This is a genomic window from Streptosporangium sp. NPDC000239, from assembly GCF_040300765.1.
In the GTDB taxonomy this organism is placed as follows: domain Bacteria; phylum Actinomycetota; class Actinomycetes; order Streptosporangiales; family Streptosporangiaceae; genus Streptosporangium.
Map to the genome: position 1 here is coordinate 66,692 of NZ_JBEPEI010000010.1, position 25,713 is coordinate 92,404.

General features: G+C 71.7%; 27 protein-coding genes. 10 read left to right on the forward strand and 17 right to left on the reverse strand.

What is annotated here, in order from left to right; genetic code table 11:
• Positions 1–7 precede the first annotated feature (7 nt).
• Positions 8–454: a MarR family winged helix-turn-helix transcriptional regulator gene (locus ABT340_RS23910; protein WP_352013032.1), complete on the reverse strand. Its 447-nt coding sequence runs from the start codon at positions 452–454 to the stop codon at positions 8–10.
• An 84-nt stretch (positions 455–538) separates the two neighbouring features.
• Between ABT340_RS23910 and ABT340_RS23915 the strand changes: the two genes are divergently transcribed.
• Positions 539–721 carry a hypothetical protein gene (locus ABT340_RS23915; protein ID WP_352013033.1) on the forward strand — a complete coding sequence of 61 codons (183 nt, stop codon included), beginning with the start codon at positions 539–541 and terminating at the stop codon, positions 719–721.
• Between the two features lie 59 nt (positions 722–780).
• A complete protein-coding gene (locus ABT340_RS23920; RefSeq protein WP_352013034.1) occupies positions 781–981 on the forward strand; it encodes a DUF5302 domain-containing protein in 201 nt (66 codons plus the stop codon).
• A 9-nt stretch (positions 982–990) separates the two neighbouring features.
• Here ABT340_RS23920 and ABT340_RS23925 read toward each other — a convergent pair whose 3' ends face one another.
• Both ABT340_RS23925 and ABT340_RS23930 read right to left on the reverse strand, forming a co-directional pair.
• Entirely contained in the window at positions 991–1,686 is a 696-nt protein-coding gene (locus ABT340_RS23925) for a response regulator (protein ID WP_352013035.1), read from the reverse strand.
• Complete coding sequence (locus tag ABT340_RS23930; protein ID WP_352013036.1) at positions 1,683–2,939, reverse strand: sensor histidine kinase; 1,257 nt, start codon at positions 2,937–2,939, stop codon at positions 1,683–1,685. Before ABT340_RS23930 ends, ABT340_RS23925 begins: the two co-directional genes overlap by 4 nt.
• Positions 2,940–3,255: 316 nt before the next feature.
• Between ABT340_RS23930 and ABT340_RS23935 the strand changes: the two genes are divergently transcribed.
• Complete coding sequence (locus tag ABT340_RS23935) at positions 3,256–3,825, forward strand: hypothetical protein (RefSeq protein WP_352013037.1); 570 nt, start codon at positions 3,256–3,258, stop codon at positions 3,823–3,825.
• A gap of 169 nt (positions 3,826–3,994) precedes the next feature.
• Positions 3,995–4,729: a DUF3152 domain-containing protein gene (locus ABT340_RS23940; RefSeq protein WP_352013038.1), complete on the forward strand. Its 735-nt coding sequence runs from the start codon at positions 3,995–3,997 to the stop codon at positions 4,727–4,729.
• A gap of 3 nt (positions 4,730–4,732) precedes the next feature.
• On the opposite strand, the gene ABT340_RS23945 is transcribed toward ABT340_RS23940, so the two are convergent.
• Entirely contained in the window at positions 4,733–5,620 is an 888-nt protein-coding gene (locus tag ABT340_RS23945) for a LysR family transcriptional regulator (RefSeq protein ID WP_352013039.1), read from the reverse strand.
• A 124-nt stretch (positions 5,621–5,744) separates the two neighbouring features.
• Between ABT340_RS23945 and ABT340_RS23950 the strand changes: the two genes are divergently transcribed.
• The 3 genes from ABT340_RS23950 (at position 5,745) to ABT340_RS23960 (ending at position 8,612) form a co-directional block, all read left to right on the forward strand.
• Positions 5,745–6,686 (forward strand): quinone oxidoreductase family protein, encoded by a 942-nt coding sequence (locus ABT340_RS23950; RefSeq protein ID WP_352013040.1) that lies wholly within the window; start codon positions 5,745–5,747, stop codon positions 6,684–6,686.
• Positions 6,687–6,820: 134 nt separating this feature from the next.
• Positions 6,821–8,164: an NADP-specific glutamate dehydrogenase gene (gene gdhA / locus ABT340_RS23955; protein ID WP_352013041.1), complete on the forward strand. Its 1,344-nt coding sequence runs from the start codon at positions 6,821–6,823 to the stop codon at positions 8,162–8,164.
• Between the two features lie 133 nt (positions 8,165–8,297).
• Complete coding sequence (locus ABT340_RS23960) at positions 8,298–8,612, forward strand: VOC family protein (protein WP_352013042.1); 315 nt, start codon at positions 8,298–8,300, stop codon at positions 8,610–8,612.
• Positions 8,613–8,619: 7 nt separating this feature from the next.
• On the opposite strand, the gene ABT340_RS23965 is transcribed toward ABT340_RS23960, so the two are convergent.
• A complete protein-coding gene (locus ABT340_RS23965) occupies positions 8,620–9,063 on the reverse strand; it encodes a hypothetical protein (RefSeq protein ID WP_352013043.1) in 444 nt (147 codons plus the stop codon).
• A 154-nt stretch (positions 9,064–9,217) separates the two neighbouring features.
• On the opposite strand from ABT340_RS23965, the gene ABT340_RS23970 reads away from it, so the two are divergent.
• Positions 9,218–10,183 carry a TIGR03557 family F420-dependent LLM class oxidoreductase gene (locus tag ABT340_RS23970; protein WP_352013044.1) on the forward strand — a complete coding sequence of 322 codons (966 nt, stop codon included), beginning with the start codon at positions 9,218–9,220 and terminating at the stop codon, positions 10,181–10,183.
• Positions 10,184–10,205: 22 nt separating this feature from the next.
• On the opposite strand, the gene ABT340_RS23975 is transcribed toward ABT340_RS23970, so the two are convergent.
• Positions 10,206–10,373, reverse strand: a complete 168-nt coding sequence (locus tag ABT340_RS23975) for a hypothetical protein (protein ID WP_352013045.1) — start codon at positions 10,371–10,373, stop codon at positions 10,206–10,208.
• A gap of 576 nt (positions 10,374–10,949) precedes the next feature.
• Between ABT340_RS23975 and ABT340_RS23980 the strand changes: the two genes are divergently transcribed.
• Complete coding sequence (locus tag ABT340_RS23980; RefSeq protein WP_352013046.1) at positions 10,950–12,062, forward strand: S1 family peptidase; 1,113 nt, start codon at positions 10,950–10,952, stop codon at positions 12,060–12,062.
• 64 nt (positions 12,063–12,126) lie between these two features.
• A complete protein-coding gene (locus tag ABT340_RS23985; RefSeq protein ID WP_352013047.1) occupies positions 12,127–12,693 on the forward strand; it encodes a snapalysin family zinc-dependent metalloprotease in 567 nt (188 codons plus the stop codon).
• A gap of 176 nt (positions 12,694–12,869) precedes the next feature.
• Here the strand turns inward: ABT340_RS23985 and ABT340_RS23990 are convergent, their stop codons facing one another.
• From ABT340_RS23990 to ABT340_RS24040, 11 genes are all read right to left on the reverse strand, one after another.
• Entirely contained in the window at positions 12,870–13,367 is a 498-nt protein-coding gene (locus ABT340_RS23990) for a GNAT family N-acetyltransferase (protein WP_352013048.1), read from the reverse strand.
• Between the two features lie 104 nt (positions 13,368–13,471).
• Complete coding sequence (locus ABT340_RS23995; RefSeq protein ID WP_352013049.1) at positions 13,472–14,611, reverse strand: NAD(P)/FAD-dependent oxidoreductase; 1,140 nt, start codon at positions 14,609–14,611, stop codon at positions 13,472–13,474.
• A gap of 114 nt (positions 14,612–14,725) precedes the next feature.
• On the reverse strand, positions 14,726–16,873 hold the full coding sequence (locus ABT340_RS24000; RefSeq protein WP_352013050.1) for a peptidase domain-containing ABC transporter: 2,148 nt from the start codon (positions 16,871–16,873) through the stop codon (positions 14,726–14,728).
• Positions 16,870–17,067 (reverse strand): hypothetical protein, encoded by a 198-nt coding sequence (locus ABT340_RS24005; RefSeq protein ID WP_352013051.1) that lies wholly within the window; start codon positions 17,065–17,067, stop codon positions 16,870–16,872. Before ABT340_RS24005 ends, ABT340_RS24000 begins: the two co-directional genes overlap by 4 nt.
• Positions 17,052–18,053, reverse strand: coding sequence for a TIGR04500 family putative peptide maturation system protein (locus tag ABT340_RS24010; protein ID WP_352013052.1), 1,002 nt, complete (start codon positions 18,051–18,053; stop codon positions 17,052–17,054). The genes ABT340_RS24005 and ABT340_RS24010 overlap by 16 nt, the downstream gene beginning before the upstream one ends.
• The gene (locus ABT340_RS24015) at positions 18,050–19,093 is read right to left on the reverse strand and encodes an MvdC/MvdD family ATP grasp protein (RefSeq protein ID WP_352013053.1); all 1,044 of its coding nucleotides are present in this window, start codon (positions 19,091–19,093) and stop codon (positions 18,050–18,052) included. Before ABT340_RS24015 ends, ABT340_RS24010 begins: the two co-directional genes overlap by 4 nt.
• 127 nt (positions 19,094–19,220) lie before the next feature.
• A complete protein-coding gene (locus tag ABT340_RS24020; protein ID WP_352013054.1) occupies positions 19,221–19,358 on the reverse strand; it encodes a putative ATP-grasp target RiPP in 138 nt (45 codons plus the stop codon).
• A 260-nt stretch (positions 19,359–19,618) separates the two neighbouring features.
• Entirely contained in the window at positions 19,619–20,158 is a 540-nt protein-coding gene (locus ABT340_RS24025) for an FxsA family protein (RefSeq protein ID WP_352013055.1), read from the reverse strand.
• An 87-nt stretch (positions 20,159–20,245) separates the two neighbouring features.
• Positions 20,246–20,989 (reverse strand): polyprenol monophosphomannose synthase, encoded by a 744-nt coding sequence (locus tag ABT340_RS24030; protein WP_352013231.1) that lies wholly within the window; start codon positions 20,987–20,989, stop codon positions 20,246–20,248.
• Positions 20,989–22,617, reverse strand: a complete 1,629-nt coding sequence (gene lnt / locus ABT340_RS24035) for an apolipoprotein N-acyltransferase (protein ID WP_352013056.1) — start codon at positions 22,615–22,617, stop codon at positions 20,989–20,991. The genes ABT340_RS24030 and lnt overlap by 1 nt, the downstream gene beginning before the upstream one ends.
• 570 nt (positions 22,618–23,187) lie before the next feature.
• On the reverse strand, positions 23,188–25,488 hold the full coding sequence (locus ABT340_RS24040) for a HelD family protein (RefSeq protein ID WP_502992528.1): 2,301 nt from the start codon (positions 25,486–25,488) through the stop codon (positions 23,188–23,190).
• Positions 25,489–25,713: the final 225 nt, after the last annotated feature.

The following is a 25,713-nucleotide window of genomic DNA, read 5'->3' on the forward strand; positions in this document are numbered from 1 at the left end:
CCGTGGATCAGTGAGGCGCGTCGTTCGCGGCGGCGATCACACGGGTCAGCGACCGGTGGAGCTCCTGCAGCTCCTCCAGGGGCATACCCAGGCGTTCGACCACGGACGACGGGATCCTCTCAGCTTCGCTCCTCAGTTCCCGGCCCCTCCGGCTGAGTGTGACCAGCAGGACGCGCTCGTCCTGGCTGTCCCGCTGCCGCCGGACGTAACCGATCGCCTCAAGACGCTTGAGGAGCGGTGACAGCGTACCGGGGTCGAGTCTCAGTAGCTTGCTCAGCTCCTTCACCGACAGCGGCGCGTGCTCCCACAGGGCCAGCATCACCAGATACTGGGGGTGGGTCAGCCCCATCGGCTGCAGCAGCGGCCGGTACACACCGTTGACGGCACGCGAGGCCACGGCGAGGGCGAAGCACACCTGCCGGTCCAGGCTTAGGACATCGGTCACATCGGTCACGACACCTCCCGACCCTCACAGTACGATAGTTGGTGCACAAATCATTGTTGTGCCAACCGCCGGTGGGCGACGAGAGGAAGTCCCATGTTTCACGGCAAGACGATCGAGGAACGCATCGCCGAGCGTCAGGCCGGGCGCCCCGCCCTCCGGGAGGGTAAGCACTTCGAGCACGGGCCCGCGAGGTTCGTCTTCCTCTTCGTCATCGTGTTCGTCGTGGTCGGTCATCTCCTGGGCCTGCTGGTGCTGATGGCCATGGGGGTGCACTGAGCCGGGACGGCCGCCGTGAGAGGATGATGTTCCCGCTCGGCCAGATCCAGGAGGTCCGTATGTCCGACGTCACGCCGGGTCCCGAGGGGTCCGAAAGCGCCGACGACGAGCTCAGGCGCAGGTTCCGCGAGGCTCTGGAGCGCAAGAAGTCCGCCCAGGGGGACGCGGCCTCGGGCGGCAGGGGCAAGGGGGCGTCGAAGATCCACGGCGCCCACGGCCCCGTCTCGGGGAAGCGTTCCTTCCGCCGCAAGAGCGGCTGAACCGGTTCGTCAGATCAGGCCGTGATCGCGTGCGTGGAGAGCGGCCTGGGTCCGGTCGCGCAGACCGAGCCTGCCGAGGATCCGTGAGATGTGGTTCTTGACCGTGCCCTCGCTCAGGAACAGGCGGGAGGCGATCTCCCTGTTGGTCGCGCCGACCGCGACGAGACGCAGCACCTCGACCTCACGGCCGGTCAGCGCGGCCGCCTCCCCGCCCGCCCCCGTCTTCACCGCTGTGGGCACCTCCCTCGCGCACGCCAGCGTGGACGCCAACCGTCTGGCGACGGAGGAGTCGAGCTGGGTGACGCCGGCGCCGGCCAGCCGGACGGCACCGGCGAGGTCGGCGGCGGGCAGATCCTTCAGGAGATAGCCCGCCGCGCCCGCCGCGAGCGCCCGCACAACGTACTCCTCGTCGTCGAAGGTGGTCAGCATGACGACGCGGCAGCGGGGCATCCGCTGACGCAGGACCGCCACCGCCTCGACGCCGTCGGCCACGGGCATCCTGACGTCCATCAGGACCACGTCCGGCGCGAGCTCCAGGGCTCGGCGGACCGCCTCCTGACCGTCTCTCGCGGTCCCGACCACGGTCAGGCCGGGTTGGATGCCGAGCAGGGAGGCGATCCCCTCACGGACCAGTTCCTGGTCGTCGACCACGAGTACCCGTACGGTTCCACCGGCTTCCCCGTTCCCCAGGTCGTCGTGACTCATCCGACGGTCTCCACGCGCCGGGGAATCGTCACGGTGACCACCGTTCCCGTTCCCTGGCCGCTCCTGACGTCGAACGCCCCGCCGAGGAGGCGGGCACGCTCCCGCATGCCGAGCAGGCCGAACCCGTCCCGCCCCGCCGACGGGGAGAAACCCTCTCCGTCGTCGGTGACGACAAGCCGTGCCGACGACTCGCCGAACGTCACCGAGATCGACACGCGGTCCGCGTCGCCGTGCCTGCGGGCGTTGGTCAGACACTCCTGTGCGGCCCGGTAGAGGGCGGCGAGCTCCGCGGCGCCGTAGCCGTCCTCCTGGCCGGTGAGTTCGAGGGTGACCACCGGACGCCCGCCGTCGTCGTAGCCCGCCAGCTCGGCGAGAGCCTCCGACAGCGAGAAGTGCCGCGTCTGCGCGCGTGCCGCCCGCACCGCCCCGCGCACCTCCTCAAGGGCGCGTCTGGCCGCCCGGCGGGCGTCGGCGAGGGCCCGGTCGGCGGCGGCGCCGTCCAGGTCGCGGAAGGCGGACGCCTTCTCCAACTGGATGGAGATCACGGTCAGGTGGTGGCCGAGGCTGTCGTGGATGTCCCTGGCCAGCCGGGTCCGTTCCATCGCGGTGGACAACTCGGCGACCTGACCGGCGTAGGCCGTGAGCAGACGGTGGGACTCCTCAAGCTCCCTCAAGGTGAGCTCAAGCCGTGCCCTTCCTGCCCGTTCGCCCACGGCGACCTCGGCCGTCGAGACGACGAGGACCAGCCCGAGGGCGAACATGAGCAGGTCCGAGATGTACTCCGCCCGCGTGTACCAGCCAGGGGCGGTCAACGTGAACGCCGTGACCAGCACCCCGAGGCACGCCAGCCCCAGCGTGACACCCGCTCTGCGCCCGAAGGCGAAGTACGCCGTGAACGGCACCAGCAGGAACAGGGCGCGGGAGAGCCCGGAGCCGTCGAAGAGCGTGACCAAGGCGAACAGTCCCAGGCGTACGGCGAGCAGCGCGAGCGCCGACCTGGCGGGCTGCCTGGCGTCGAGGCGGTGCCGTCCGGTGACGTCGAGAACGAGCAGCGCGACGAGACCGCCGGCGAAGACGGCCGTCCGCGCCGGCTCGCCCTGCCCCGCCCCGGCCACGTCGTAGTAGACGCCGCCGGCGAGCACCGAGACGTAGAGCGTGGACGACACCCACGGCACAGGCCAGGCGAACCCGCTCCCCCGCCGTCCCGCGCGGACATGCCCGCCCGTCACAGGCGCGGCCCGCGAAGGAGCCATCACGCACCTCCGAACGATCACGATGCGGCCGGACAGGGGCCGTCTCCGGCAGCGTACGCCGCCACCGGGCATCCGTCCCCCGCCCGTCCTCGCATTGGCCGTCCGGCACGTGCCGGACGGCACCGGTGCGTCCGCGAACCATGACCTCCGGACGCGTTCACCGGTACCCACGGCACTTCCGCGCCGGATCGCGCCGTTCCTACGGTCGTCTCGTCTGTAGGCGGCGCCTTCGGCCGCAGAGCCGTCCCGTACATCGTCCGGGCGTCGTCGGTCCACGCGGAAAACCCATCGGCTCACCCGAAAAGGAGCTCTTCACATGTCCATCTCCTGGTTGCTGCGCTTCGGCGCGATCTGCGGGATGCTGACCGGCCTCTCCCTCGGCATACCGGGGGCGATCGAGCCCTTCACCGGCGAGACACCCGCGACGAGCTTCGTCGCGGGGATCGGAGCCGCCTTCGCCGCCCCGGCGGTCACCGCGTTCCACCTGCGGCAGTGCGCCGTGGCCGGGAGGCTGGGGGCGATCGCGTACGCGGTGAACGTCGTGGGTCTCGGGCTGTTCGCCGGCGTCGCGTTCTCGCTGAACCTGGTGGTCTTCTTCCTTGACGAGAGCACGGCCGCCCTGGTGCTGGAGGGGCCGGCCAGGCCGGCGTTGCTCGGCTCCATCGTCGTGTTCGTCACCGGTGTCGCCCTGTTCGGCCTCTCGATGCTCAGAGCCCGGGTGCTGCCCTGGCCCGCCGCCGCGGGCTACGGGTTCTTCCTGCCGCTGCTCGCCGTACTGGCGCCGCTGCCCGACACACCGCTTACCGGCGTGGTCCACCTGCTGGGCTGCGCGTCACTGACGTGGCTGTCGGCGGCGACGTGGGCGGGTGCCGCGAGGACCGAGTGACGGCCTCTCCGGGGCCCCGGCGGCTTCCGCCTTCCGAGGTGATCGGGACGCCGATGGGTAATATGGTTTACGGCCTATGTCGAGGAACATCAGGCTTAGCGAGCGTAAGCCCTTTTTGTGGGCTCTTGCCGTCGGCATCTCGGCCACGCTCGCGATCGGGAGCGGCGCCGTGCTGACCGGTCACCCCGTCCCGGACCGCGACGAGCCCGCCCCTCCCCTGGCGGACGGAGCGGCGGCCCCGGAGGCGACCCCTGTCCCGTCCCCGACCCCCACGCCTCCCCCCACGCCGACCGAGTCCGCGCGCCGTACGGATCCCGAGCGGACGTTCCTGCTGGCCAACGGACGCCGCCAGCCCGCGCGGGTCTCCGTGCCCGCCTCGGCCGGGGGCCGCTACCGCGTCGTCGCGGGTGAGGCCGCCCCTCCCCCGCCGCCCCGAGGACGCCGGGCGGGCAAGGTGATCCGGTACGTCGTCGAGGTCGAGCGCGGGCTGCCCTTCGACGGACAGGAGTTCGCCGACGAGGTGCACCGCGTTCTCAACGACCGCAGGAGCTGGGGGTTCCGGTTCCAGCGGGTACGGCGCGGCCCGGCACGGATCAGGGTCTCGCTGTCCAGCCCCGCGATGACCGACCGCATGTGCAGGCCGTTGATCACCTTCGGCGCGCTGTCGTGCTGGAACCACGGGCGCGCGGTCATCAACGCCAGGCGTTGGAACGCGGGCGCGCGGGGCTACGGCCGTGACGTCGCCTCCTACCGCGAGTACGTCGTCAACCACGAGGTCGGACACGGGCTCGGCCACGGCCACGCGCGCTGCCCGGGGCCGGGCAGGCGGGCCCCGGTGATGCTCCAGCAGACCAAGTCCCTGTACGGCTGCCGCCCCAATGCCTGGCCCTCCCCGGGGCGCTGAGGCTCAGCCCACCGCGGCGAACCGTTCCGCGCAGTGGGCCCGCAGCTCGCCGACCAGGTCGCGGACGACGGCGGAGCCGAGCATCTCCGAGGTGGCGACGTAGCCGACGTGCCGCATCGGCGGGTCCTCGCCGAGCTTCTCCATCGCGACCTTCGGCGGCGCGTCCACGAGGGTCAGCCTCGGCACGATGGCGGCGCCGAGGCCGTAGCCCACCATGGAGACCACGACGCCGTCGTCCTCGACCTGGATGTCACCCGGCGGGATCCAGGCCTGCCTGGCCAGCCACAGCCTGGTCTCGGCCGAGCAGTTCTCGTGCCAGTCGATCATCGGCAGGCTGCGCGGGCAGGGGTGCCCGGCGGGATAGGCCAGCACGTACGGCTCGGCGAACAGGTCACGGCCGACCAGCCCGTCGACCCGGGAGGGAAGCGTGGCGATGCCGAGATCGGCCCGGCCGTCCAACACCTCCCCGGCGATGCCCCTGCCGAGCTCCGGCACGATACGGACGTCGACCGTGACCTTCGGGTAGCGCCTGGCGAAGCGCGCGAGCACGATGGGCAGCAGGTGGAAGGCCGCGCTGCGGAAGGCCGCGACCCTGATGGTCCCCGTCGTCTCCCCCGCGGAGGCCGCGTGCGTCTCGGCCTTCATGACGTCCATGAGCCGCAGGATGCGCCGGGCGTGCCCGACGGCCGCCGCCCCCGCCGCCGTCGGGCGTGCTCCGTTGCGCCCGCGCCGGAACAGCACCGTGCCCATCTTGCGTTCGGCGGCCCTGACGGCATGGGAGACCGCGGACTGGGTGAGACCGAGCTCGACCGCGGCCGCGGAGAAACCGTGCCGGCTCTCGACGGCGACCAGAACGCGCAGTTCACTTGGCGTCAGATCCTCGTTGGTCACGTCGCAGACGTTATATGAACGCCTCTCATGGAAAAAACGATCTCATGAACCCGGGCCCCTGGTTCCCGTTCGTGGCGCTTCCTACGCTGACCGGCACAACCAACCGACGAACCAGAGGACATTCATGCGCGCCATCCAGATCACCCGGCTCGGCGGTCCCGAGACGCTGGTCGAGTCCGAGGTGCCCGACCCGGTTCCCGGCCCGGACGAGATCCTGGTGGACGTCGAGGCCGCGGGGGTGAACTACGCCGACGCCGAGCGGATCGCCGGGACCTACCTCTCCCCTGACCTGCCGTTCATCCCCGGCAGCGAGGTCGTGGGACGGACCTCGGACGGCCGCCGTGTCATGGGCCTGGCCAGGCAGGCCTACGCGAGCAAGGCCCTGATCAAGCTGGATGACGTCGTCGACCTGCCCGAGGAGGCCGTCGCGGGCGAGGCCCTCGCGCTGCTGGTGCAGGGCCTGACCGCCTGGCACCTGCTGGGCACGGCGGCGCGGGTCCGCAAGGGCGAGAGCGTCGTGGTGAACTCGGCCGCCGGCGGCGTCGGACACCTCGCGGTCCAGCTCGCCAGGGAGCTGGGCGCGGGCAGGGTGATCGCGACCGCCTCAACCCCGGAGAAGCGCGAACTGGCGCTGAGCCTGGGCGCGGACGCGGCCGTCGACGGTTCGGCCGAGGGTTACGCGGAGCGGGTGATCGAGGCCAACCTGGGTGAGCGCGCCGACGTGATCCTGGACGCGGTCGGCGGTGAGGTCTTCGACGCCGCGCTCGGCGCGGTCGCCGAGTTCGGCCGCCTGATCAGCTACGGCACCGCCTCGCACCGGGACCCGAGCCCGGTCGACGTCGGCCGCCTGCTGGAGGCCAACATCTCGGTCGCGGGCTTCTGGATCCGGCCGGTGCTCGCCAGGCCGGGGGGCTACCAGGCGCAGCTCAGCGAACTGCTCGAACTCACCGGGACCGGTCGCATCCGGCCGATCGCGGGCGGCGAGTACGCGCTCTCCGACGCCAGGACGGCGATCGAGGACCTTCTGGCCCGCCGTACGACGGGGAAGATCGTCCTGCGCCCCTGAGGGCCCCGGGCGTGACCGCCGCCCACGGAGCGGGTGGCGGTCGCGTACCCAGGGAGGCCGATTCGGACGCTCCGGACACCTCCCCCTAAGGTGGGGCGCAGGAATGCGCCTACGAAGGGCAGGGGACAAATCTGATGCTGCACGAACGACTGTCGTCGATCTACGAGAACGTGCTCCGGCGTAACCCGGGCGAGATCGAGTTCCACCAGGCCGTCCGTGAGGTCCTGGAGAGCATCGGCCCGGTGCTCGGCAAGCACCCCGAGTACGCCGAGTCGAAGATCATCGAGCGGATCTGCGAGCCGGAGCGGCAGATCATCTTCCGGGTCCCGTGGGAGGACGACCGGGGCGAGGTCCACATCAACCGGGGCTTCCGGGTCGAGTTCAACAGCGCCCTCGGCCCCTACAAGGGCGGGCTGCGCTTCCACCCGTCCGTCTACCTCGGCATCGTCAAGTTCCTCGGCTTCGAGCAGATCTTCAAGAACAGCCTGACCGGCCTGCCGATCGGCGGCGGCAAGGGCGGCTCCGACTTCGACCCCAAGGGCCGCTCCGAGCGCGAGATCATGCGCTTCTGCCAGAGCTTCATGACGGAGCTGTACCGCCACATCGGTGAGTACACCGACGTGCCCGCCGGTGACATCGGCGTCGGCGGACGCGAGGTCGGCTACCTGTTCGGCCAGTACAAGCGCATCACCAACCGCTACGAGTCCGGCGTCATCACCGGCAAGGGACTCAGCTACGGCGGCGCGCAGGTGCGCACCGAGGCCACCGGGTACGGCTGCGCCTTCTTCGTCGACGAGATGCTGAAGGCCCGTGGCACGTCGTTCGACGGCAAGCGCGTCGTGGTCTCCGGGTCCGGCAACGTCGCCGTCTACACGATCGAGAAGATCCGGCAGCTCGGCGGCGTCGTGGTCGCCTGCTCCGACTCCTCCGGCTACGTCGTCGACGAGAAGGGCATCGACCTCGACCTGCTCAAGCAGGTCAAGCAGGTCGAGCGCCAGCGGATGAACGTCTACGCCGAGCGCAGGGGTTCCCAGGCCGTCTTCGTCTCCGGCAGGAGCATCTGGGAGGTGCCCTGCGAGGTGGCGATGCCCTCGGCGACCCAGAACGAGATCACCGGCCGCGACGCCGGGCTGCTCGTCGGCAACGGCTGCGTCGCCGTCGGCGAGGGCGCCAACATGCCCACCACGCCGGAGGGCATCCGCATCTTCCAGGAGGCGGGCGTCGCCTTCGGCCCGGGCAAGGCCGCGAACGCGGGCGGGGTCGCGACCAGCGCCCTCGAAATGCAGCAGAACGCCAGCCGCGACTCGTGGACCTTCGAGTTCTCCGAGAACCGCCTGCAGCAGATCATGCGGGACATCCACTCCCGCTGCCTGAACACCGCCGCCGAGTACGGCATGCCGGGCGACTACGTGGCCGGCGCCAACATCGACGGGTTCAAGAGGGTCGCGGACGCGATGCTCTCCCTCGGCCTGATCTGACGATCCCCCACCTGGCCGATCCACCTGGCCGCCTTGACCGGCTGTTCTGACAACGGCGTCCGACAGCCTGGTCGGTGCCAACGAGACCCGCCCCTCACATCCGGTCCAGCGTTCGACCCCGCGAGGAGACGGCATGGCACCCAGATCCACCCTGATCGTGATCTACACCCCCGCCCTGGAGGCCTGTCGCGCCTTCTACGCCTCCCTCGGACTCGAACTCCGGGGTGAACGGCACGGGACGGGGCCGGCGCACTACGCCGCGGTGCTCGATGACGGGACCGTCTTCGAGATCTATCCGTCGTCACCGCGTCGCACGACCGGCGCGCTGCGCCTCGGGTTCACCGTCGATCCCGGCCTGGCCCTGGACGGCACCGCGCTCACCCCCGGCCGTCACCTGTTCCACGACCCGGACGGCAGGACGGTCGAGGTGCGCGTCCCCCCGGTCTGAACGCCGCCTAACGCGTGCGGGCGCGCCACCCGGGCCTGCGCAGCAGGTCACGACGCTCCAGGAGATAGGTGAGCTTCGTGGCGGCCGTGCGCACCGCCTCCTCGTGACGGTGCCGCCGCTCCGGGACGACCTCGCTCCAGCGTTCGAGCGCGCGGGCCATCTCGTCGGCGACCTCGCCGATCACCCGGTGGCGGGTGCCGAAGGCGTACAGGTCGCCGTGGACCTCCTCGACCGTGTCCTCCTCGACCCCGCGGACCAGCGGCCTGATCCTCCTGAGGATGTCGGCGTCCATGGCCGTGGTGACCGGCGCGCGTCTGGCGTCTCCCTCGGGGACCATGACGAGCGCCCTGATCCTCGCCACTGCCAGGGCCCGCTCCGGCTCCGGGGTCGAGGGGTGCCCGGCGAGGTCGAGCAGGCGCCTGAGGGTCTCCTGTGTCTTGTCGTCGAACATGGAAGACCCGTTCCGTCCTTCTCGTCCTGATGGCCCGCCGTTCAGGCGCGGTCACATGCTATTCGACGGGGCGCCGGCCCGGCGTACGGCAAAGAACGCCCAGATCTCCTCCTTTCCGGCGAGTCTCGTGAAAGAGGCGGGTAGGGACCCGGACATGGTGGAGATCGGTTACACGATGATGTGCGAGCAGACTCCCCCCGGGCAGCTCGTCGACGACGTCGCCGAGGCCGAACGGGCGGGGTTCGACTACGCGGTCATCTCCGACCACTACTTCCCGTGGCTTGAGGAGATGGGGCACTCGCCGTACGCCTGGTCGGTGCTCGGCGCGGCGGCGCGCGCCACCGAACGGCTGCCGCTGATGACGTACGTGACCTGCCCGATCATGCGTTACCACCCCGCGGTCGTGGCGCAGAAGGCCGCCACGATGGGGGCGCTGACCGGGGGGCGTTTCACGCTCGGCCTGGGCGCGGGCGAGAACCTCAACGAACACGTGATCGGCGAGGGGTGGCCGCCCGCCGACACCCGGCACGAGATGTTCCGCGAGGCCGTGGAGATCATCAAGGAGCTGTTCGAGGGGCGTTACACGACCTATCACGGCGAGTACTTCGACGTCGACTCGGCCAGGTTGTTCGACCTGCCCGGCGATCCCGTGCCGATCGCGATCGCCGCATCGGGCGGCCGCTCGGGGGAGATCGCCGCCGAGTACGGCGACGCGCTCGTCGCGGTCGACCCCGACGCGGAGCTGGTCGGCCTTTTCTCCGCCGCCGGAGGGCGGGGCAAGCCGGTCTACGGCCAGCTCGCCCTCTCCTACGACCGGGACGCCGAGGCGGCCAAGGAGCGGGCCCACCGGCTGTGGCGCTGGTCGGTCACGGGCTGGAAGGTGATGGCCGAGCTGCCCGCTCCGGTCAACTTCGCCGCCGCCGCGCAGACCGTACGCCCCGAGGACGTGGCCGGGAAGGTGCCGTGCGGCCCGGACGTGGACGCGGTCGTCGAGGCGGTGCGCCGCTACACCGAGGCGGGCTTCACCCACGTCGCGCTGGTCCAGATCGGTCACGAGCACCAGCGGGAGTTCCTCGACTGGTCGGCCAGGGAGCTGCTGCCCGCACTGCGGCGGCTGTAGGCGGCTTCGACCGGCTGACCGGTCAGCCGGCCTTGCGGTGCGGGTAGACGTGCCCGAGCTCGTGGTCGACGGGCAGGACGCACCGGCGTCCCGACTCGGTCTGCGGGCAGCGGGGCGCTTCGAGACGCCGCGGGAGCGGCGACTCCTCTTCCAGCCCGATCTCGCCGTTCTCGGCAGGCTGGTGGGTCATCGCGCGCATCCTCCTGTGACCGCCGGACGGAACGCCCTGGACCGTGCCGGGCGCGGAGTCCGTGGAATCCGTGAGTCAAGCAATCTATCCCGGGGGTTCCGCCTGGCCCAGGACCGGCGGTTTGACGCTCCCCCACGTGATCGTTGTCAGGAATCATCACCCATCGGGGGATATAGCCCTGTTTTCCTCCCGAAGCTCGTCTGGGAATCGCCCCGCGCGGGAACAACCGGCGGCGATCACACGTTCGCCGTTTCGGTCGCCTCACCCCGCGGAGAGACGTTCGCGGACTCCTCGCGGACGGTGGGAGGAGGACGACGGCGAGACGGGCAGCCCTCGGGGGGGACGGCTCGTCCCGTCAGACCCGTGCCGGTCCCGGCGAGCCTTACCTCGCCGGGGCCGCGCCGTCCGCACCAGGCCGCCGATCGGGCCCAGAAGGCACGCGGATGGCGCTGCCTGCCCCCGCTGAGCAGGGGTCATAACGCGGTGACGTCATACCACTGCGGTAGGGAGTTTTTGCCACATTGCTCAGTCATGCCCTGACAAATACTTTGACAGCACCCCTCACAAGGAGTGCATATGTTGAGTAAGCGTTCCCTCCTGTCCGGCGCCGCCGTCGCCGCCCTCTGTGTGGTGGCCACCGTCTCCCCCGCCACCGCCCAACCGGCCGCGCAGCCCGCCCCCTCGATGATCGAGGCACTCCAGCGCGACCTCGGCCTCACCGCGGAACAGGCCGTCACCCGGCTGGCCAACGAGGCCCGCGCGGCGAGCACCGAGGCCCTCCTGAGCACGACCCTCGGCGACGGATACGCCGGCGCCTGGCTCAACGCCGACGCCACCCAGCTCCTCGTCGCCACCAGCGACGCGACCGCGGTCTCCGCCATCAGGGCCAAGGGCGCCCAGCCCGTGGTCGTCGGCCGCTCCCTGGCCCAGCTCGACGCGCTCAAGGCACGCCTGGACCAGGCGCCCGCCCAGGCCCGGGCGGGCGCCTCCCTGTGGTACGTGGACCTGCCGACCAACAGCGTCGTCGTGGTCGCCGGTCAGCGGGAGGCGGGCGAGGCCCTGCTGTCGGCCGCCGGGGTCGGCGGTGACGCCGTACGGGTCCAGGTCTCCGCGGAGCAGCCGCAGACCTACGCCAACATCAGGGGAGGTGACCCGTACTACATCGGCAGCGGCAGCCGGTGCAGCATCGGATTCACCGTCACCAAGGGAAGCACCCCCGGCTTCGTCACCGCGGGCCACTGCGGCAGGACGGGCCAGACCACCAGCAGTCCGTCGGGCACCTTCCAGGGTTCCTCGTTCCCCGGCAACGACTACGCCTGGGTCTCCACCCCCGGCTCCACGCCCCAGCCGTGGGTGAGGTCGGGCGGCACCAACGTCATCGTCAAGGGCTCGACCCAGGCCACGGTCGGTGCCTCCGTCTGCCGCTCCGGCTCGACCACCGGCTGGCGCTGCGGGACCATCCAGCAGCACAACACCTCCGTCACCTACTCCCAGGGCACGGTCTACCAGGTGACCCGCACCAACGTCTGCGCCGAGCCCGGCGACTCGGGCGGCTCGTTCATCTCGGGCAGCCAGGCGCAGGGCGTCACCTCCGGCGGCTCGGGCAACTGCAGCTCGGGCGGCACGACCTACTTCCAGCCCGTCAACGAGATCCTGCAGACCTACGGGCTGACCCTCAAGGTCGGCTGACCGTTCTCCTCCCCTCCCCGGCTCGTCCCCACGAGCCACCCCCCAGACAGAGGAGATCAGCGAAGTGCTGAGAATCATGCGCCTGGCCGTCGGCTTCGTCCTCGGGCTCGCCTTCCTCGCGACCGTCTCCCCCGCGCAGGCGGGGACGGCGCAGGCGACTCCCGGTGAGGCGGTGGCCGTCCGGGTGCTCAGGTACGACGCCAGCCGGGCCGCGGAGTTCCGCTCCGCGATCGACCAGGCGGCACAGGTGTGGAACTCCAGCGTCACCAGCGTGCGGCTGGTCGCAGGCAGCCCGGCCGACTTCGTCGTGTACGCGGACTACGGCTGGCCCCGGGCCCAGCCGACCAGCCTCGGCCGCGGCACGGTCTGGATAGGCAGGCAGGCCACCTCCGAGGGCCACAACCCGCTGCGCATCGCCACCCACGAGATCGGTCACATCCTGGGGCTGCCCGACCGGCGCACCGGCCTGTGCTCGGACCTGATGTCCGGCGCGAGCGCGGGCACCGGCTGCACCAACCCCTACCCGAACGCGACCGAGAAGGCCCAGGTCGAGCGTAACTTCGGGGGCTTCACCCCGCTCGTCGACTTCGGCAGGGTCTACGTCAACAGCCCGGAGGCCCTGGCGCGGTAACGGGCCCCACGGGTGAACCCGCGGGCGGGACCCCCACCGGGTCCCGCCCGCCGGGACACGAACGTCACACGGCCGGTACGGCGGAGCGCTCCGCCGTACCGGCCGCCGCCGTGACCGGGCCTCATCCGAGGCCCGTCTGAGGCCCGTCTGAGGCCCGTCTGAGGCCCGTCTGAGGCTCAGCGCAGGAGCTTCTCGAAGCAGTGGGAACCGGCGAGCCGCTCGTAGGGCGCGTAGAGCGGGATGGCGGTGTACCCCTCCCGCTCGTACAGCCGCACGGCGTCCGGCTGGCGGTCACCGGTCTGCAGGACGATCCTCGGCGCGCCGAGCGCGCGGGCGGCCTCCTCGGCGGCGGCGATCAGCGCGCGGGCCACGCCCGTCCCCCGGTGGGAGGGCGCGACGAACATCCGCTTGAGCTCCAGGTCGTCGCCGAGCCTGCGCAGTGCGACGTGACCGACGGGGAGGTCGGCCCCGGCGTAGGCAACCCCGGTGTAGACCACGGTTTCCGCCTCGACGTTCATGCCGCGGGGCAGGTAGTCGGGGTTGCCGGCCACCCGGTCGGCGTATCTCGCCCCCATCTCCTCCGTCATCGCCCCGCGCAACGCGACGGCCGCGGCGTCGTCCCAGCCGACCGCCCTGACCTCGACGACATCGGTTCCGTCCGCGTATGCGGTCATGGTGGCCTTGCCTGCCTCTCGTTCACGGGGCCTGTCGCTCACGGGACTCTCACCGGTCGAGGGTATTCCGCCCCCCGTCCCGGACCCCTGGCGGCCCCGCTCCCTCAGCCCAGGATCCTGGCGGCCCCGAAGCCCGCCACCAGCCCGGTCCCGCTCGCGAACCTGGACGGCGCGAAGGCCGCGAGCCGGGGGTCGGCCTCGCCGAGGACGAGCCTGGCCACGTGCTCCCCCCAGGCGGGGGCGAGCTTGAACCCGTGACCGCTGGTCCCGGCGTCGACGTAGACGTGTTCCGTGACCCGCCCCGCCACCGGCTGCCAGTCGGGGCTGACGTCGTACAGCGAGGCCCACCCCCCGGCGGGCAGGGCCCTGCGGCGGGCGGGGGAGCGCCTGGCCGCGGCGGCGGCGAGCCCGGCCCTCTCCTCGGGGGCCGCCGTGCGATCGAAGTCGTCGGGGTCGGCCGGAGAGGCGGCCACCACGCCGCCGACGAGGTACTGCGTGCGGGGCTGCGGGGTCGAGTAGTGGCCTCCGGCGACGTCGATCAGCACGTACGGCACGAGCTCCGCCGTGTCGGCGGGGTCGTGCTCCATGATCGCGACGACGTGCCGTTCCACGGTCAGCGGAAGATCGACGCCGAGGGGCCGCAGCAGCGGCGCCGTCCACGGCCCCGCGGCCACCAGCAGCGCGCCCAGGTGGTGCGTGCCGCCGTCGGCCGTCGTGACGGTCACCCCTCGCGCGCCCTCCTCGACGGCGACCACGGGCCGGTTGAGGTGGAGCTCCGCCCCGTGTCCGCGCGCCGCCTCGGCCAGGCCGAGCGTGGTGGCGAAGGGGTCGGCGTAACCGGCCTCCGGCTCCCACACGGCGACGGCGACTCCCTCGGTGTCCAGGTGGGGCAGGGCCTCGGGGCCGACGACCTCCGCACCGGGCCCCAGCCGCGCCGCCGCCTGGCGCGCCGCCGGGACGTCGCCGGGCCCGTGCAGGTAGAACGCCCCGGTACGGCGGAAGCCCGACTGTCCCCCGCCCGTCCGCTCGCCGAAGTCCGCAAGGAACGCGATGCCCTCACGGGCGACCTCGGCGAGGAAGGCGTCGGTGTAGTAGGCCCGGCAGATGCCCCCCGAACGCCCCGTCGGCCCCGAGGCCGGGGTGCTCCGGTCGAACACGGCGGTCGAGAGGCCCCTGCGCGCGAGGTGGAAGGCCGCGCTGACCCCGTGGACTCCGGCTCCGATGATCCCGACGTCGTACGACACACCACCACATCCTCAAACCAGGTTTTGTCCCCAAAAATACCCATCTAAGCGATAGGAAAACCGGGTTTTCGGGCATCTCCCAACCGGGACACGGTAAACGGAGGCCGTACGGGATCAGCCCGTGACGTCCGCCTTCTCGGTCTGCGCGGCGATCAGGGCGGCGTAGCGTCCGCCCCTGGCCACCAGGCCCTCATGGGTGCCCCGCTCCACGATCCCGCCCTGGTCGACCACCAGGATGAGATCGGCGTCCTTCACGGTGCTCAGCCGGTGGGCGATCACGATGCGCGTCTGGGTGAGCCAGCCGAGGTTGGCCTCGATCCGCGCCTCCGTCGTGCTGTCGAGATTGCTGGTCGCCTCGTCGAGCAGCAGGATCCTCGGCCGGGAGAGCAGCGCGCGGGCGAGCGCGAGCCGCTGCCGCTGACCGCCCGACAGGCCGCCTCCCTCCATGAGGACCGTCTCGTACCCCATGGGCATCGCGCAGATCTCCTCGTGCAGGCAGGCCAGCTCGGCGGCCTGCACGATCCGCTCCATCGGCGCGTCCGGGGCGTTGAGCGCGATGTTCTCCCTGATCGACCCGGTGAACAGCGACGGCTCCTGGGTGACCACGCCGAACTGGCGCCGCAGCGAACGGAGGTTGAGCTCCGACAGCGGCACCCCGTCGTAGCTGACCCGCCCCTCCGAGGGGGTGTGCAGGGCGAGCAGCAACCTGGCCAGGGTGCTCTTGCCCGCCCCCGAGGGACCGACGAGGGCGACCTTCTGCCCCGGGCTGATCGAGACCGAGATGCCGCGCAGCGTCCACGGCCCCCGGGGATCGTGCCGGAAGCCCACCCCGTGCAGCTCGATCGACCCGCGCAGCCTGAGCACCTCGATGCCCGCGGCCTGCTCGGGCTCCGAGGCGAGGATGTCGGACAGCCGGTCGAAGTGCGCCCCCGCCTGCTGGAGGCCCTGCAGGCTTGCCATCAGCGAGCCGAGAGGGGTCAGAGCGGCGCCCGCCAGGGCGTTGAGCGCGAGCAGCGCGCCCAGGGTCAGCTCTCCGTCGAGCACCCGCCACGCCCCGATCCACAGCAGCGCGAGCGGGGCCAGCAGGCGCAGGGTGCCGAGCGCGGCCTCCAGGAGCCCCTGGGCCAGGCCGCCCCGCATGTCGGCGTTGAGCTGGGTGGTGAAGTGCCTCGACCACTGCTCGACCGCCCGGTGCTCGGCCCCCGACGCCTTCAGCGTCTCGATGCCGCCGATGGCCTGGATGAGCTGGCTCTGCGTCGCGGAGAAGGCGTTGAGCTCCTCCTGGGTGAGGCGGCTGACCTTACGCGCCGTGACCAGCAGCAACAGCACCTGCGCCGCGGCGAAGCCGAGCAGGCACAGCCCCATGACCGCGTCCCAGCCGAAGACGAGGACCATGTAGCCCAGGGCGAGCGGCCCGTCGAGCAGCGCCGACAGGACCTGCCCGGTGAGCATGTCACGCAGTACCGCCACGCTGCCCGCGCGCGTCATCAGGTCGCCCTTGCCGCGCAACGCGAAATAGCGGTACGGCAGGGCGACCAGATGGGAGACCACCCCGCCGGTCAGTTCGGCGTCCGCGCTCGCCCTGATCGCCACCAGCAGGACCGAGCGGAGATAGCCGACCGCGAGCTGGGTCGCGGCGGCCAGCACCAGCCCGACACCGATCAGCGGAAGCAGGTCACGCGCCCCGGAGGGCAGCACCCGGTCGACCAGCGCCTCGGAGAAGAACGGCAGCGCGAGGCCGAGGAGCTGCAGCAGCAGGGAGGCCAGGACCACCTGGGCGAGCAGGCCCTTCCTGCGGGCCAGCAGCGCCCGGACGAACCGGCGGCGCCAGGCGGCACCCGCGCTCGACCGGCCTTTCTCGAAACCGGGTCCCGGTTCGAAGGCCAGCAGCACGCCGGTGAAGCCCTCGTCGAACTCCTCGGCGGTGAGCCTGCGGCGGCCCAGCCCGGGATCGACGACGTCGACCCGGTCCGGCGCCCAGCGCTCGACGACCACGAAGTGCTTGAACTCCCAGTGCACGATCGCGGGCATCGGTACCCGTGCCAGGTCGGCCGGGGCCAGCGAGAAGGCCCGCGACTTCAGGCCGCACTCCACGGCCCCCTCCCGCAGCGCCTTGGCGCTGAGGCCGTCCCTGCCGATCTGGAGCCGGTCGCTGATCTCCTGCAGGGAGACGCGCCTGCCGTGGTAGGACAGGACCATCGCCAGGCAGGCGGCCCCGCACTCGGTCGCGGTGTTCTGCAGTACGACGGGCACGCGTCTCACGTCCCGCCCCCCATCCGCTCCGACAGCATCAGGGCGAACACGCCCGCCGTGACCAGCAGCAGCACGACGACCGCCCAGAGCGCGACCAGCCTGCCCGTTCCCACCGTCAGCGGGACGTCCTCACGCCTGGCCCTGCTCCGGTAGCGGCGCAGGGACTCCTCCCGGTAGATGCCGTCGCTCACGACCAGTGCCATTCGACCGTGGCCTGGGCGCGGCGCCCGGCCAGCCATTCCGAGAACGCGACCCGTCCCGCGACGGCCAGTGTCCGCTCGTCCGCACGGGCCTCCTGCCGGGCCAGCACCGTCCCGGCCAGCCAGGCCCCGCCGTACGGCACGGGCCCGGCCATCCCCCCCGGCGCCACGTCACGCAGCGGCTCGGGGAGCTCGACGGCCGGGCGTTCCGCGATCGTCGTCTCGACGTCCCCGGCCGCCGCGAGGGCGGCGAGCCCCCCGTCGTGGACGCGCGCGAGGTCCCCCGCGCGGGCCGCGACGGCGTTCTCCTGCCCGGTGACCCAGACCACGCGCACCAGGTCGAACGCCCGGGGATCGGCCGCGAGACGGGCGGCGCCCAGCTCGGCCTCCTTGCGGCGCCGGAAGGCCCTGCGCCTGGCGATGCCGCCGATGTAGGTCTCGAACTGCTCGGGCGTCATGCCCATCTCGGTCAGCCAGGCCAGCGTCGTGGCCCGGTCGTACAGTCCCCGGCCCCTGCGGAACTCGTCGGCCGCGGCCTGCAGGTCCTCCGTGGCGACCGGCTCCGTCTCCTTGCCGACCTCGTTGAGGATCAGGCACTGGTCGACGATCTCGTCGTGCGGCGTCGCGTCACGACGGGACAGCGACTTGATCATGGTCAGCGCCTGGGCGACCGACAGGTGGACGTCGTCGACGCTGACGAGCTGGCCCGCCGCCCAGTGCGTCGAGTGGTCGACCAGCCAGGGCACGCCGTCCTCGGCCTGGACGGTGAGGGCCACCGTACCGCCCTGCGGGTCCTCGACCAGGAGGTCGAAGTCGACCACGGGGGTGCCGGGCCGTTCGTCGACGACGAGCTGGGCCCGAAGGTCCGGGTGTTCCAGCGCCCATCCGGCCACCGTCCGCCTGGCCTCCTCGACGTGGGCGCGACGGCGGGGCAGGCCGCGCAGCAGCCGCACTCCGGATTCGAGCGCGGCCGCGAAGTCGGTGCTCATCGCCCGGCCCCCGTCTCCACCACTGTCCCCGCCGCCTCGGCGGCGGCGAGCCAGTCGGCGATCGCGTCGGCGACGGGCAGCCCGGTGCGCTGCTCGACGAACCCCCAGGCGCCGTTGGGATTGATCTCAAGGAACACGTACTCCCCCTCCGGGGTGAGGATGAGGTCGATCGCGCCGTAGGACAGGCCGAGCGAGGCGACCAGGTCCACGCACCTGCGCTCCGTCTCGCCGGGAAGCCGGTGCGCGGCGTAGCGCACCCGGTCGTCGTCGTAGTGCCGCCAGTCGTCCCTCGCCGTGCGCGAGGCCTGTGAGTCGATCTCGGCGGCGAAGACCCGCTCGCCGACCACGATCACCCGCAGCTCGACCGCCTTGGGGACGTACGGCTGGAGGATGACCGGCTCGTGCCCGAGGCGGTGGCGTGAGGTGAGATGGCGCCGGGTCAGGACGGTGGTGTAGGCGCGGTGGTCGGCCCCGTCGAGGCTGAACTCCCCCGAGTCGATCTGCTTGGCGACGAGACGACCGCCGGCCCGCTCGTAGGCGGGGACCAGCTCGAACGGGTCGTTGGTGTAGACGGTCTCCGGCACCCGGAAGCCGAGGGCCGTCGCGCGCGCCATGTGCACGATCTTGTTGTGCGCCCTGCGCTCGGTCTCCCCGCGCGCGGGCATCCACCGGGCGGGCGTGAGCTCCCACGCGCCGTCGAGCAGGAACCGCGCCTGGCCGACCGCGTGACGGCGGTGGGAGGGATCGGTGACGGTCGCCGCCGGCGTGGGCGGGTTGGGGCGCCGCCGCCACACCGCGCGCACCTCGGCCAGGTCAAGGGGAGCCTCACCCGTCCCGGGGTCGAGCACGACGCGGTGTCCCCGCCCGCCGGATGTCCCGTCGAACGCCCCGTCGAACGCCCCGTCGAACGCCACGGTGAGGCGGCCGCGCGCCGGGAAGTCGCCCGGGTCCCACCAGGTGACCGGCGCCCCACGCCGCCTCAGCCCGGCGAGCACCATCTCGACCGCCTCGTCCTCGCGGTCGCTCAGAATCAGGATCACGTCGCCCTCGTCATGGGACTCGTCACAGAAAGATCGGGACTCGTAACGCGAAACCGCCGGCCGGGCGAGAGCCCGGCCGGCGGTTCAGGTCAGCGCGGCGGAACGGGTGTGCCCGCCCCGCCGCCTATCAGACCTCCCACTCGGCGGGCTTGCCCTTGGTGTACCAGGTCACGTGCCAGCGTCCACCGGACACCTCACCCAGCTCGGCCTCCGACAGCTCCGCGCCTTCGAGCGCGAGGTCCTCAAGGCTGATCTTGCCCTTCATCAGCCCCCCCTTTCTTGCCGTGCCGGGTTTGTCGTCCCGGCATGTCGTGCTTACGGAGAGAACGCTATGGACCTCCGCTTGTGATCACCTGGCGGATGACTTGTGAACGACTGGAGCCGCCGGTCGGCGCGGGAGAACCGGCCGTGGAAACCCTCACGCGGGCCCTTTTCGTGTCCCGGGGAAGGGCCCCGGTACACGCAAAGGGCCCGCCCCGCGAGTCTGGTTCGCGGGGCGGGCCTGCCGTCTGTGGAGGAGCGGCCTCAGTGCTCGGTGAGGCCGCGCCGGCCCTCACGTGGACCCGGCGCGCCGGGCTCCTCACGGATGACCTCGCCGTGGATGACGGGGCCGGAGCCCGGTGCCCGGGCCTCTCCGAAGGGGAAGCCCGGGACGTCGCCGAACGGCGAGCCCGCGCCGGGGACCGTCCTGGCGAGCGCGTCGACCCTGCGGGCCAGGAACCGGGCGCCGAACCTGCGCACCAGCGGCCTGGTGAAGGGCAGGAGGAACAGCAGGGCCGCCACGTCGGTGACGAGGCCGGGGAAGAGCAAGAGCCCGCCACCCGCGACGATCATGGCGCCGTCGGCCAGCTCACGCTCGGGCATCCGGCCGCTCTGCAGCGCGCCCTGCAGGTTCCGCCAGGCCCTGCGGCCCTCCCTGCGGACGATCCAGGCGCCCAGCAGGCTGCCCGCGAGCAGGAGAAGGACCGTGGGCCAGCCGCCGATGACCTGGCCGACCTGGATGAGCACCCAGACCTCCAGGACCGGGACCGCCAGGAAGAACAGGAGCAGCACAGAGCGCATCATTTCCTCGACTCACGCGACAAGCCGTACGACAGGGACAACGTCCGGAGGCCGCGGCGCGTTCCGCGCCCGCCCCACCGCCCTGTTCGCTCAGCGTGTACGGCGCAGCCGCCGGGGAAGCCCGGTCAGGCCCCACACGGTGATCCGCCACAGCGCCTCGACGAAGACGCTGCGACTCATCTTGCTGGCCCCGGCGGTGCGTTCGACGAAGGTGATGGGCACCTCGGCGACACGCAGGCCGTTGCGGATGGTCCGCAGGGTCATGTCGACCTGGAAGCAGTAGCCCTGCGACTGGACGTTGTCCAGCCCGATCTTCTCCAGGGTCGAGGCGCGGTAGGCGCGGAAGCCCGCCGTGGCGTCGCGGACCGGCATGCCGAGCATCACCCGGGTGTAGAGGTTCGCGCCCCGGGACAGCAGTTCCCTGGGGATGGGCCAGTTGACGACCCTGCCGCCGGGCACCCACCGGGAGCCGATCGTCAGGTCGGCCCCGCGGGTCAGCCGCTTGAGCAGCTTGGGCAGTTCCTCCGGCTGGTGGGAGCCGTCGGCGTCTATCTCGACGAGGACGTCGTAGCCCTCCTTGAGCCCCCAGCGGAAGCTCGCGATGTAGGCCGCGCCGAGTCCCTGCTTGCCGGGGCGGTGCAGTACGTGGACGTGGTCGTCCTCGGCCGCCAGGCCGTCGGCGACCTCTCCGGTGCCGTCGGGGCTGTTGTCGTCGGCGACCAGCAGGTGCGCCTCGGGCACCGCGGCGCGCAGCCTGCCGACGATCATCGGCAGATTCTCCCGCTCGTTGTACGTCGGGACGATGATGAGCACCCGGCCGAGCATCTGCTCCATCATGCTTCTCCCACCTGCTCCGCCGGGCCCTCGGTCGGGGCCGGGATGCGCTTTCTCTGCAGCCGGGAGGCGGCGAGCGCGCCCGCACCGACAAGAATCAGGAGCCACTGCGGCAGTGAGCCGACACGGGTGGCGACGGTCTGGGCGGTCCGCACCGGGACGGTGAGGACGCCCGAGGCGGGAACCAGTTCACCGGTACGCCAGGCGATTTTTCCTTGGGGGGTCACGTAGGCGGATATACCCGTGATCGCGGAGGTGATCACCGCCCGGTTGTGTTCGACCGCGCGCAGCTGGGACATGGCCAGTTGCTGGGCCGGCAGGTTCGTCAGCGCGTAGGTGGCGTTGTTGGTCTGCACCACCAGGGGGCTGGCGCCGGTCCGCGTGGTGTCGCCGACGACCTCGTCGAAGGCCACCTCGTAGCAGTTGATCGCGCCGACGGTCACCGGGCCGAGCCTCAGGTCTCCGTCGCGGGTGCCGGGCACCGACTGCTTGCCGACCAGGGAGGCCCGCTCGAACAGGGCCAGCACGACGTCCTTGAACGGGGTGTACTCCCCGAAGGGGACCAGCTTCTGCTTGTCGTAGTAGGCGCCGGGCCCGGTGACCGGGTCCCACACCAGGCTGCGGGTGGCGCGGTTGTTCTCGCCGACCCCGACCACGGCGCCGACCAGGACCGGGACCCCGACGTCCTTGACCGCCGCGTCGATCTGCGCTCTGGCGAAGTCGCTGCGGTAGGGGTCGATGTCGGTCGAGTTCTCCGGCAGCACGACGAGGTCGGGCTTCTTGACCGTGCCCTGCCGTACGGCCTGTGCCATCTCGTGGAGCATGCGGACGTGGTTGCCCAGGACCACCGCGGGTTCGTCGCCCAGGGGGTGCATGCCCCTTCCCGGGACGTTGCCCTGGATGACCCCGACGGTGACGGTCCTGCCCTCGTCGCCGGGCCTGGGCACGGCGAACGCGGCGGCCGGTACGGCCAGCGCCCCCACCAGCGGCAGCACGACCGGCACGGCGCCTCGCGTGGCCCTCCTGGAGATCCTGAGGGCCGCGAGCGCGAGCAGTCCGCCGCACAGCACGACCGCGAAGCTCACCAGCGGCGCGCCGCCGAGGGCCGCGTAGGGGGTGAAGGGCGTCTCACCCTGACTGAAGGCGACCCGCGCCCAGGGGAAGCCGCCGACCGGGAACGTCCCCCTGGCCCATTCCATCGCCACCCACAGCGCGGCGCCCCACAAGGGCCACAGCGGCAGCCGGGAGGTCAGGGTGGCACCCACCGCCCAGACGCCGTAGAAGAGGCTCTCAAGCGCGACCAGGCCCAGCCAGGCGTCGTCCCCGATGGGGCTGACCCAGTGCAGGGCGGGCAGCAGGAAGGCCAGGCCGCCGAGAAGGCCGAGCCACAGCGCGCGACGGGCGCGGACGCCGCGCACCGCGAGGGTGAGCAGCGCGACACCGGGCAGCGCGAGGAACCACAGGCCGATCGGAGGGAAGGCGAGGTAGAGCAGCGCCCCGCCCGCCACGGCGCCCACGGCCCGCATGGCCAGACGTCCGCGCGTGGCGGGCGTGCCCGGTCCCGTGCCCGGCGGAGCACCCGGCGGGGCCGCCCCCGGCGCGGGGCCGGCCGTCTTCTCCTGCACCACGGGCGGGGCTCCTCGATGACGTCTGGACGGGTTGACATCCGATCCTGACCCGTCTTTCTAGCCCGAACGGTACCGCCCCACCGCCGCTCTCCCAAAGCGTCTGCGGCCCCTGTTCCAAAGCACGAGTTCAGAGGCCTGCCGGGCGTGGGTTCGACGGCCCGCGAACGGCAACGGGGCGGCTCCCGGCTGGGAACCGCCCCGACGCTTGCGCGCTCGCACGGGAGCGGGAAGAGGGCCCGGACGACCCTTCGGACCGGTTCCGTCCCGTCGGCGGCGAGCGCGGATTGCCGTTGTCTACTGGGTGTCCAGGCCCCTCCTGGGTCCAACCCCCCGCCCGGATGGAGTGCCCCGCCTCGACGAAGCGCCCGCCCTGCGCCTGGCTGTACGGACGGGGTGACCCCCCGTCACGGGCGCAGGAACCGGCGATGCCGAAAGACGGCCAACCGGCCAGTCCCGTGCTGGACTGGGCAGCAAACTACCGACCCCAGCGCAGATGTCAACCGTGTCACCAACAGCGGAAACACCAAGTTTCCGCAGCTGGGGCATGATCGACGAGAGCCGTCAATGCTCTCATGTGATCCGATGTCGCTCAAGTCGAGCGAGCGCTTCGGGCAGCGGCCCGGTGTGCACGACGCCAAGACGCTGGGTCGCCCTGGTCATCGCGACGTAAAGGTCACTCGGGCCGCGCGGCGACTCGCTCAGGATCAGCTCCGGTTCGACCACGATGACCACATCGAACTCCAGACCCTTGGCCTCGGCGACGGTCATCACGGAGACCGGGGCGTCCAGCGCGGCGCTGCCGCGTCCCCGGACGGCGCCCTCGACGGACCCGGCGAGCGCCGCGCCGGTCTCCTCCGCCGACGACTCCGGCACGATCACGACCGTCCGCCCGCCCTCGACGGCCTCCCTCCTGACCAGCTCGGACAGGCGGTCCGCCGGGGAGGCGACCCACGGGCTCGTCCCGGTCTCCCTGACCGAGGTCGGCGCGCTCAGGCCGGGACCGACCAGGCTGAGCACGTCGGCCGCCACGGCCATCAGCTCGCTCGGGGTGCGGTAGTTGACGGTGAGCTCCTCCTGCCGCCAGCGCCCGGCCACGTACGGGTCCAGCATCCTGCCCCAGGAGCGCACGCCCGCCGAGGAGCCGGTCTGCGCGAGGTCGCCGACGATCGTCATCGAACGGCTCGGGCAGCGCCGCATCACCATCCGCCAGTCCATCGGCGAGAGCTCCTGCGCCTCGTCCACGATGACGTGCCCGAAGGCCCAGGTGCGGTCGCCCGCGGCGCGCTCGGCGGTTGTGAGGTATATCTCGTCGTCCATGTGCCTGGCGGCGAACCGCTCCGCGTCCATGATCTCGGAGAGGCCGGTCAGTTCGAGCACCTCCCTGGCGTAGTCGAGCCGGTGGCGCTGTTCCTCCTCGGCCGCGACACGCGCGGCGGCCTGTTCCTCCTCCGCCATCCACGCCCCGGCCCGCAGCACCGCAGGGTCGATGTCGCCGAGCAGTTCGGCGGCCTCGTCGAGCAGCGGCACGTCGGAGGGGGCCCACCAGCTCTCCCCCTTGCGGGGCGGTTCGCGCAGCAGCAGCCCGCGCTCGGCCTCGCCCAGTTCGGCGGCGGCGTAGTCGAGCCGCTCCCTGGAGGTGAACAGCCCGATGAGGAGCTGCTGCGGGGTGGTGTAGGGCCACAGCCTGTTCAGCGCGGCCTTGACGGGCTGTTCGGTGCGCAGTTCCTCCCGCAGGTCGGCCAGCTCGTCGTCGTCGATCGCGCCCTTGCCGATCAGCCGGGCGGCCTGCCTGGCGAGGGCGTTGAGCAGGTGGCGGACGAACACGGCGCGGGCCTCGTTGTGCGCCCTCCTCGACCGGGCCGCCCGGTTGCGCGCGGCGTCGAGCAGGCGGGCGTCGAGGGTGAGGGTGTAGCGGTCGAGGCGGATCTCGACCGGTTTGCGCGGCACCCGCTGCCGCTCCCGTACGGCCCTGGCCACGACCTGGGCCATCCGCTCGTCGCCCTTGATCGCGGCGACCTCGGGGCGTTCCCTGACCGTGGCGGTGATCCCGGGGTAGAGCTCGGCGACGGTGGAAAGCAGCACGTCGGTCTCGCCGAGGGAGGGCAGCACCTGCTCGATGTAGCGCAGGAAGGTCAGGTTGGGCCCGAGGATGAGCACTCCCCTGCGGGCGAGTCTTTCCCGATGGGTGTAGAGCAGGTAGGCGGCCCGGTGCAGGGCGACCACGGTCTTGCCGGTGCCCGGCCCGCCCTGCACGACCAGCACGCCGTCGAGGCCGGAGCGGATGATCCGGTCCTGCTCGGTCTGGATCGTGGCCACGATGTCGCGCATCCGCCCGGTCCGCCTGGCGTCGATGGAGGCCAGCAGCGCGGCCTCACCGTTGAGGGTGCTGACGTCCTCCTCTGCGAGGTTGTCCAGGTCGAGCAGGTCGTCGTCGATCCCGATCACCGTGCGGGCCTTGGTCTGCAGGTGCCTTCGGCGGACCACGCCCATCGAGGACGCCGGGGTCGCGGCGTAGAACGGCCTGGCGACCGGGGCCCGCCAGTCGATCAGCAGCCGCCGCTGGTCGTCGTCGGCCAGGCCGATGCGGCCGACGTAGAGGGTGGTCTGGTCGGCGCCGTCGAGCCGCCCGAAGCACAGGCCGTTCTCCACCGCCCACAGCCGGCCCAGCCGCTGGGCGTACATCCCGGCGAAACTGTCGCGCTCGGAGCGGTTCTGGTGCGTACCGCCGCCCCCGCCCTGGGCCAGCACGTCGTCAAGCTGACGCTGGGTGCGTTCGCGCAGCAGGTCGAGCCGCTCGTAGAGCCCGGAGACGTACTCCTGCTCCCGATCGAGCTCGATTTGACGGGTTGCCTTCGCTCCATTATGGTTGATACTAATGGGATACTCCGGGCCATTGTGCTAGTTGTTGTGACAAACCACCACTTTAGCAGGTCCGTTGAGACACCCGGCCATTCTCCGGCCATCACAGGTTCATTGCGGCGTCCTCACGACGCTTGACGCGGCTGAGCAGGGTTCCTTAAGTTTATTTAAGGTTAGGAAACTTTCCTAACTCCGCCCTGCGGGTGACCGTACGAACATGCCCGGACACGGAGGACC

Coding starts and splice junctions, on each gene's coding strand:
- ABT340_RS23980 (WP_352013046.1), top strand. CDS start 10,950: ATGTTGAGTAAGCGTTCCCTCCTGTCCGGCGCCGCCGTCGCCGCCCTC.
- ABT340_RS23990 (WP_352013048.1), bottom strand. CDS start 13,367: ATGACCGCATACGCGGACGGAACCGATGTCGTCGAGGTCAGGGCGGTC.
- ABT340_RS24005 (WP_352013051.1), bottom strand. CDS start 17,067: ATGGCACTGGTCGTGAGCGACGGCATCTACCGGGAGGAGTCCCTGCGC.
- gdhA (WP_352013041.1), top strand. CDS start 6,821: ATGCTGCACGAACGACTGTCGTCGATCTACGAGAACGTGCTCCGGCGT.
- ABT340_RS23950 (WP_352013040.1), top strand. CDS start 5,745: ATGCGCGCCATCCAGATCACCCGGCTCGGCGGTCCCGAGACGCTGGTC.
- ABT340_RS23930 (WP_352013036.1), bottom strand. CDS start 2,939: ATGGCTCCTTCGCGGGCCGCGCCTGTGACGGGCGGGCATGTCCGCGCG.
- ABT340_RS23925 (WP_352013035.1), bottom strand. CDS start 1,686: ATGAGTCACGACGACCTGGGGAACGGGGAAGCCGGTGGAACCGTACGG.
- ABT340_RS23915 (WP_352013033.1), top strand. CDS start 539: ATGTTTCACGGCAAGACGATCGAGGAACGCATCGCCGAGCGTCAGGCC.
- ABT340_RS24020 (WP_352013054.1), bottom strand. CDS start 19,358: ATGAAGGGCAAGATCAGCCTTGAGGACCTCGCGCTCGAAGGCGCGGAG.
- ABT340_RS23960 (WP_352013042.1), top strand. CDS start 8,298: ATGGCACCCAGATCCACCCTGATCGTGATCTACACCCCCGCCCTGGAG.
- ABT340_RS23970 (WP_352013044.1), top strand. CDS start 9,218: ATGGTGGAGATCGGTTACACGATGATGTGCGAGCAGACTCCCCCCGGG.
- ABT340_RS24030 (WP_352013231.1), bottom strand. CDS start 20,989: ATGGAGCAGATGCTCGGCCGGGTGCTCATCATCGTCCCGACGTACAAC.
- ABT340_RS23975 (WP_352013045.1), bottom strand. CDS start 10,373: ATGACCCACCAGCCTGCCGAGAACGGCGAGATCGGGCTGGAAGAGGAG.
- ABT340_RS24010 (WP_352013052.1), bottom strand. CDS start 18,053: ATGAGCACCGACTTCGCGGCCGCGCTCGAATCCGGAGTGCGGCTGCTG.
- ABT340_RS23965 (WP_352013043.1), bottom strand. CDS start 9,063: ATGTTCGACGACAAGACACAGGAGACCCTCAGGCGCCTGCTCGACCTC.
- ABT340_RS23935 (WP_352013037.1), top strand. CDS start 3,256: ATGTCCATCTCCTGGTTGCTGCGCTTCGGCGCGATCTGCGGGATGCTG.
- ABT340_RS24025 (WP_352013055.1), bottom strand. CDS start 20,158: ATGATGCGCTCTGTGCTGCTCCTGTTCTTCCTGGCGGTCCCGGTCCTG.
- ABT340_RS23920 (WP_352013034.1), top strand. CDS start 781: ATGTCCGACGTCACGCCGGGTCCCGAGGGGTCCGAAAGCGCCGACGAC.